Source organism: Natronorubrum thiooxidans, from assembly GCF_900156475.1.
Lineage (GTDB): Archaea > Halobacteriota > Halobacteria > Halobacteriales > Natrialbaceae > Natronorubrum > Natronorubrum thiooxidans.
This window is the reverse complement of record NZ_FTNR01000018.1, coordinates 36,946-43,940: the sequence shown is the minus strand read 5'-3', so window position 1 is coordinate 43,940 and position 6,995 is coordinate 36,946. Positions and strand designations below refer to the sequence as shown.

General features: G+C 58.9%; 8 protein-coding genes. 6 read left to right on the top strand and 2 right to left on the bottom strand.

The annotated features are described in order from the left end of the window. Positions 1 to 278: 278 nt before the first annotated feature. Positions 279 to 860: a DUF7344 domain-containing protein gene (locus BW940_RS18245; RefSeq protein ID WP_084776809.1), complete on the bottom strand. Its 582-nt coding sequence runs from the start codon at positions 858 to 860 to the stop codon at positions 279 to 281. A gap of 286 nt (positions 861 to 1,146) precedes the next feature. Here BW940_RS18245 and BW940_RS22170 point away from each other — a divergent pair, with 286 nt between their 5' ends. The 4 genes from BW940_RS22170 to BW940_RS18225 all read left to right on the top strand — a co-directional run bounded on the left by BW940_RS22170 (position 1,147) and on the right by BW940_RS18225 (position 3,028). Next, positions 1,147 to 1,455, top strand: coding sequence for a DUF7558 family protein (locus BW940_RS22170; RefSeq protein WP_076610634.1), 309 nt, complete (start codon positions 1,147 to 1,149; stop codon positions 1,453 to 1,455). 130 nt (positions 1,456 to 1,585) lie between these two features. After that, entirely contained in the window at positions 1,586 to 2,113 is a 528-nt protein-coding gene (locus BW940_RS18235; protein WP_084776808.1) for an Lrp/AsnC family transcriptional regulator, read from the top strand. A 75-nt stretch (positions 2,114 to 2,188) separates the two neighbouring features. After that, complete coding sequence (locus tag BW940_RS22705; RefSeq protein WP_143823940.1) at positions 2,189 to 2,554, top strand: DUF7344 domain-containing protein; 366 nt, start codon at positions 2,189 to 2,191, stop codon at positions 2,552 to 2,554. Between the two features lie 204 nt (positions 2,555 to 2,758). Continuing rightward, complete coding sequence (locus BW940_RS18225) at positions 2,759 to 3,028, top strand: hypothetical protein (RefSeq protein ID WP_076610632.1); 270 nt, start codon at positions 2,759 to 2,761, stop codon at positions 3,026 to 3,028. Positions 3,029 to 3,134: 106 nt separating this feature from the next. Here the strand turns inward: BW940_RS18225 and BW940_RS18220 are convergent, their stop codons facing one another. Then, positions 3,135 to 3,686, bottom strand: coding sequence for a DUF7344 domain-containing protein (locus BW940_RS18220; RefSeq protein ID WP_235847854.1), 552 nt, complete (start codon positions 3,684 to 3,686; stop codon positions 3,135 to 3,137). A 338-nt stretch (positions 3,687 to 4,024) separates the two neighbouring features. Between BW940_RS18220 and BW940_RS18215 the strand changes: the two genes are divergently transcribed. Together BW940_RS18215 and BW940_RS18210 are read left to right on the top strand one after the other, a co-directional pair. Continuing rightward, the gene (locus BW940_RS18215; protein WP_076610630.1) at positions 4,025 to 4,786 is read left to right on the top strand and encodes a SipW-dependent-type signal peptide-containing protein; all 762 of its coding nucleotides are present in this window, start codon (positions 4,025 to 4,027) and stop codon (positions 4,784 to 4,786) included. A gap of 137 nt (positions 4,787 to 4,923) precedes the next feature. Further along, a complete protein-coding gene (locus BW940_RS18210; protein ID WP_076610629.1) occupies positions 4,924 to 6,663 on the top strand; it encodes a SipW-dependent-type signal peptide-containing protein in 1,740 nt (579 codons plus the stop codon). The last annotated feature ends 332 nt before the right edge of the window (positions 6,664 to 6,995 follow it).

Below are 6,995 nucleotides of genomic sequence, written 5' to 3'. Positions count from 1 at the left end.
AGACGCTCAGAAGATCCACAGGCAACGACCAATCCTGCAAGAACAGCTCGCTACTACCATCCAACCGGCTGCTGAGGCTTAGCTAAAGACCAATGAAATCGGATCTGTTCCCAGAAGAACCGCTTGTGGGCCCGTTCTTAGTATACCCAACCGAGGCGACCATGCGAACGGGCCAGAGCGCCTCGAACGGAGACCAGTTTCGAACCGCGTGTGAACTCTCGAAAAAAGGGGCTGTATTGTTTTCAGGGGTGGGGCATTCGTCGGGCGTGAGTCCGGTATTAGCGTCGGTCCTTACTGTGTGCAAATAAAACGGCAGACACGAACACCACGACAGACACCAGTAGCATAAAGAAAGGACCGGAGATCGGTAGAGAAACAAGATCGAACCAAGAGAGACCCGCGATGAGTAGCAAACCGACACCGAGTCCGAGCCAGTACAGCGGCCAGACGGGAGTGGTCTGCGGAGCGAATCCGAGATATGTATCGAACGTGCTGGCAACGGGTGTCATCGAGATGGTCCCGCGGGCTCGATCGTACTGGACAATGCCGTCTCGATGGAGCGCTGGCAGGTGAGATTGGTACAGCGACGTGTAGACGCGCTTGCGTTGTTTGTACGTAACTGCTTCGACGGGAACGTCGTTTTCTGCAGCTGCGATCCACTCAGCAAGGTCACGGAGACGAACTGGCGCGTCAGTTGTGCCGTGTTCGGAAAGATACTGAAGTGTGAGGCGGCGACGCCGATTCGAGAGCGTTTTGAACACCGCATCTCTCGACAGTTGCGTATCGTTCCCTGACTCCCGCTCTGTTTGATCAGTTTTCGAGATTCCCCGCTCAGCCCCCCACGACGAGCGTTTTCCCATGAGCACGTTAAACATCCACAAACACATATACGTTATTATTTTTATATTATTTACTAGATAACTTTTGAGTTAATAACAATCTTGCGCCAATTGGGTAGATACATGAACTAGATCTGGAATAAAGCACAACAGATGCACGAATTAATCAAGACGTCTTCGTCTGGCAGCGTCGAGAGCACGCTGTTTCGATGGAGTCGATCGACAGTCGAACTGCGTGGCGACACCGGTTTCTGGTGATTCGGGTACCGCTACATGATCATTCGGAATTCCATAAGGTGAGACCGAGATACAGACACTGAAAGCCCCTGACGCGCTCGAGTCTGGCGAGGCGCATACGTGGGGCCAAGACGAGCGAGTTACCCACCCAATCTGTATCGACTGTGCGACGCAGGAGACGCCCGGTCCTAACAAGCGTGACCACCATGCTTGCGATGGCTGTGGATTGGTCGTCGACGCACTTGCAGCCCTCACGCGGTTCCGCGTCGAAGTCGGCCATCTCGAGGGCTCGCTACAGCTGTGTGCGGACTGTAGTCCCGGAGGCCCGACGACGTACTGGACGCGCGACCACAAGGAGCACGTTGTAGCGGTTGAGTAGAGTACGAGGGAGACATAGAACAATTGGCGTGACGTTTCTTTTTGTCAACTAAGATGAGCTACCCGTTCACTACACCTGCCTATTGACCGTTGGAGTCAACCTTCTTTCGTCTCGCTGTGCTAACCATCCTATGGCAGATGAAGAGATTGCTTCCGATACTGAATATGAGTCGGCTGTAGAGAACGATGATGGGGTCGATATCGACTCCATCGATGAAGGCGTGTTATTCGCGCTCCAGAGGGATGCCCGGAAAGTGACGATCAACGAGATTGCAGAGTACGTTGATGTCTCGCCCAGTACCGTCCGCAACCGGATCGATAACATGGAAGAGGAAGGTGTTATCGAAGGCTACGAACCCAAAATCAACTACGAAAAAGCGGGCTTTTCGCTCCGACTTTTGTTCATTTGTACGGCCGACCCGAATGATCGGACGAACGTCGCCAGCGACGTTCTCGATATCGTTGGTGTCGTCAACGTCATCGAAATGATTACTAGCGAAAATAATCTTTACATCGAAACGATCGCAACGGGCACGGGTGATCTCATCCGGCTCACGAACGAGTTGAACGAATACGGACTCAACGTCCATAGCTCAGAGATCATCACGAAAAACTACAGTCAGCCATGGGGGCATTTCAAACAGGACATATCACAATAATGAGCCTCGCGCCCGACAACTGAAATTTGCAGATTTTTACGATTGTGGTGTGAAATCCGCAACCTCCAAGGTTGTATGCACGACACGCTTATACCTTTGTTACTCATTTCGGCAGTGGAGGGACGAATTCCAATGAACCTCGTTTCACCCATAACTGGCTCTAATGAATTGCTTCAGCTGCTCGCTCATCAGTACCGTCGACAAACGTTTCAGTTTCTCGACGGACAACCGGATAATACAGCAACGATGGACGAGCTGGTGGGATACATTGATTCTGTGGCAGACGAGGTGTCGCTACGAACAGAACTGTTCCACGTCCATCTGCCGAAACTGAACGAATCGAATCTGATCGATTGGGATTCGCAAAGTGAGATGATCCGATACTATCCCAACGATCTGTGTGAGGAACTCCTATACGTACTGGAGACGCACACGTCCTGATCGACGACCGCATAACTGTGCCAATCAGGACGTTCTCGCTATCGACTGATATTCAGTCCGACGGCTCTGACGATAAACGCTGAATTTCGAATGCCAACTACCTCTCTCCTCAGAAGTGTTTGCCCGGAAAATAATGGTACGTGTATTCCCTGTAGTTACCGCTGGAGATACCGAATCAGTATCTACGCACAGATCGCATCGGTCGTGCTCACCGGCGAGGCGGTCATCGCCGAACGGACCCTGCGCGAAGTGATAGATGCACTCGAGGACGGGATCCCGCTGCATGCGAACCTGCAGGACGAAGAGCGCGTCTGCTTCAGCAACTCCGTGACTCGGTGTTTCGGGTTCGGGTGGGAACTTCCCACCGACGTCGGCAACGAGGTCCAGACCGACGCCATTGAGTTCGCGATCGGCTTCGCTGCCGACCAGTACCGTCACAACGACGGGACCGCAAACCCGTTCGCAGCCGTCTGACCGAGACTGGAGCCCGTGTCGGCCCACTGTGCAGTACTACTTTTCGGCGTGACAACTCGACGCTGAGCGCGGAGACGGTTCCACAATCGGTCCACTGTCTGCCCACTCAGCGCTGAAGTGCCCGGAGTACGGTCCAGCGATTCGACCAGAGCTGGGTGGCGATCGCCACAGCGAAGGCAACGAGTGAGCCGCTGATCCACAACAGCGGATCGATCGCACCGACAAGCGGGGCCTCGAGGAGCGACGCGAGGACAGTCAAGAGCGAAAACACGCCGAGGGCCTGGTACAGCTCTGCCCAAGTGAGTCCATACGGAGTGATAACCGTCATGTAGCGGTCTACGTCACGTGCGTGGTCACGCAGGGTCACGGTCCGGGTGTCACAGTCGTAGTTGACGACGCCTAGTTCGGTGAGCTTCGGTAGGTGTGTCTGGTGGAGCGAACTCCGAACGCTCTCGCGGGCGGTCTGCGGCGGCGGCGACTGGCCGGTCTCGGCCGTCGCGATGGCAACCGACAACTCCCGAAGCGAGACCGAGCAGTCGCGTACCGCCGACAGGTGACGGATCGTCTCGCGGCGGCGGCTGTTCGACAGAATTTCGTAGATGTCCCCTTCGGAGAGGGAGTTCGTTCGGAACATGAGGATTGCTGAATAGTTAGCCACCGAGACACGTCAGCATGTTTTGCGTACCACTGACGGTACTGTCAGCGTGCTACAATACACGCTGATCCATCCGGTCATCCGTCGGGCGGTACGCAACCCTGACCGCCGCTCGAGCGATCCGGTAGTGTCACCATGTATAGCCACGAATCGGGCTGGAAACCCGGCTTGGAGACCCTACTGCCGCCGAACGGGTGGTTTGACTCGGCGCTTCGGGACCAAGTGTGTCGTTCCACAGTGACGTATCAACTTGTAACTACGAGGGGTGCTCCCCCCTGGAGAAATACCCGATCGATCACGAGGTGCCTCGAGGTTCCCGCCGATCGCTCGGGAGCACAACCATGACCGACGACAACAACAGCAACATTGGACTGTCCCGCCGACGCGTGCTCGGTGGCATTGGCGCGATCGGCATCGCCTCCGCGGGGGCGGGCCTGGGAACGACAGCGTACTTCAGCGACCAGGAGACCTTCTCGGACAACACGATCACGGCAGGATCGTTCAGCCTCGAGGTCAAGCAATCGGTCCAGCACCTCGACCAGGATGGCATGGGTCCCGACCAAGCTGCATACGAGAACGGAGCAGGTGAGGACGGTATCTGGGTGCAGTCACCGATCGATATCGAGGACGCAAAGCCCGGTGACGAGTACAAATTCTGCTGGGACATCACCGTCGGTGACAACCCCGGCTACGTCGTCGTGGTCGGCGATTCGGACGAACAAAACGGTGTCGACGCGGAGAACGTCAATCTGGACGATCTCTGGGACATCGACGACGAGGCCGATCTCTCGACGCTGGGTGAGTCGGCGACGGCGACGCTCACGACCACCGTCGACGGTGTCGAACACGAGCAGGCCTACGGCTCGTTGGCCGACCTCCTTGCGAGCCTCGAGAGCGGCATCATTGTCTCGGACGACGAGGGAGCGGTGACGTTCCAACCCGGCGAGACGGTGACCGTCTGTCTGGACGTGACGATCCCAACGGACGTTGGTAACGAGATCCAGGGGGCGACGCTGACCTCGAGCATGACGTTCTACGCCGAACAGGCGCGCCACAACGACGCAGCAAGCGTCCTGGACAACGCGATGGGACTCTCACCCTGAGTAGCCGTCCGGCTTTCGACTGACCACCCACCCGGTAGCGGGCGATCGGACGCTCGCGGACCGGCCGGTACGACCGTGATCGCGGGTTATCGGGGCGGTTCGACTCCGCAAGTGGGCTTCCCCATCGGGGACATACCATGACTACCAACGACAAGACGGTCGGTCTTTCCCGACGAAAGATCCTCGGCGGACTCGGCGCGATCGGCGTCGCGTCGGTCGGCGCGGGACTCGGGACGGCCGCCTACTTCAGCGACCAGGAATCGTTCGACGGAAACACGCTCACCGCCGGCCAGCTTACCATGCACGGCAGCTGGCAGCAGCTCTACTACGGGGCGGACCAGTCGGTCCGACCGGGCGACTACGGCGATGCCGGCCGCCCCTGGGTCAATGCGTACCCGGATCACGACGGCGACGGCATCCAGTCACTCGGCGACCTAACCTACGTCAACAATCCGAACGATGACCCTGCGGACGGGCGCAACCTCCCGCTCTCGTGTGGTGACTTCGAGACCCTCGGGAAGGCACCACGGCCGGCCATCTCGCTTGCCGACATCAAACCCGGCGACGAAGGGGAGGTCACGTTCGGGTTCACGCTCTGTGACAACCCCGGCTACGTCTGGATGAACGGTGAGGTTACCGGGGAGACGCCCGGCGCTGGCGACGGCCAGCTTGCGGACTACCTCCGTGCGAAGCTCTGGCGCGACGAGGACTGTGACAACGTCTACGACGACCTCGAGCCGTCCGATCTCGTGTTGATGATCGACTTCTCGGGCTCGATGCTGTACTCGCAGTACGGCGGGATCGTCACCAGTGACTCGATCACGGTCGGTAACGCCGAGTACGGGGAGACGTCCTACAGCCAGACCGCAAAGATCGATCTCGTCGAGCAAGGCGTCATCGACTTCATCGATCTCCTGCAGGGAGAAATCGACGCCGATCCGGACATCGACGCCGACGACTTCCGCATCGGTGCGGTGTTCTTCGACGGCTACAGCAACGACGGTGACTCGAGCAACCCCGGCCCAAACGTCATCACATCCGTGGATATCGGGGGCTGGGGCGATCCCGACGGCGACGGGTTCACGTCAGCCATCACCGACCTGATCACGCTCGACGGGAGCGGCGACGCGCCGTTACGGAACCTTCGAGACCAACTCGACGACCTGTTCGACGGGACCGGGACCGCCCTCGAGGAAGGGTTCGGCGAACTCATGGATCTGTTCGACGGACGAGTCGACGACAGCCGCAAGCCACAGTCGATCACGTTCACGGACGGCGAGCCATACTTCGGTGGGAGCCTGACGAACGATCGGTTCGAGGACCTGCTGAGCGCCGCGAACGCGGCCCGTACGGACCCCGACTACGCGACGAGCATCTTCATCGTCGGCGACGATGCTGGCGACTCCCGCGCCGAGTTTACCCAGCGCGTGATGGCCGGGCCGGCGGGACTGCCGATCGACGTCAGCGGCGCGACGGCCGCGACCTTCAGCGGTGATCCGTTCGCCTACGGCGGCGACCCGGCGTTTTTCTTCAACATCGACGACCCGACGTCGATCCCCGGCCTATTCGCACAGGTCGCGATCGAAATCCTCCCGGAAGAGGTCGTCGCCTGCGGAACCCTCGCCGAGGTGTTCGACGTCCTCGAGAGCGACCCCGGACGGATCATCGATGCCGTGCCGCGTGAGGACGGCATCGACTGTTTCGAACCTGGGATGACCCACTGTGTCGGCTTCAGTTGGGCGTTCCCGATTCGCTCGAGCGATCCCGAGGCGACGATGGACAACAACGACGTTCAGGGCGCCTCACTCGAGTTCGATCTCGGGCTCTACACCGAGCAGTGCCGGCACAACTTCGTTGCAGAGACGGCAACCAACTGAAGCGGTGGCGACGGCGAACTTCGTGGCCGAGCCGACAGCTGACGGTTCGATCCCACTTGGAGTACGATATCCTCGGCACCGCCGAGCGCTCGTGACGCGAATCGGGTCCGCGGGACGGCGGTTCGACGCCGCCGGTGGGACGTCGTCTAAGAGGAGGCGTGAGAAACAACGAAACCGAACTCGGACGTTCCCGAGGATTGTGGGCCGATCTCGGTTCCGCAGGCACGAGTACAGGAGCCGCTTGCGGGCAGACACGCACGCCACTGGCAGTGGTAAGCCAGACCTGCTACGGCGGCGACGGGCGGTAGCATTGCCCTGCCGGAGCCGTCTAC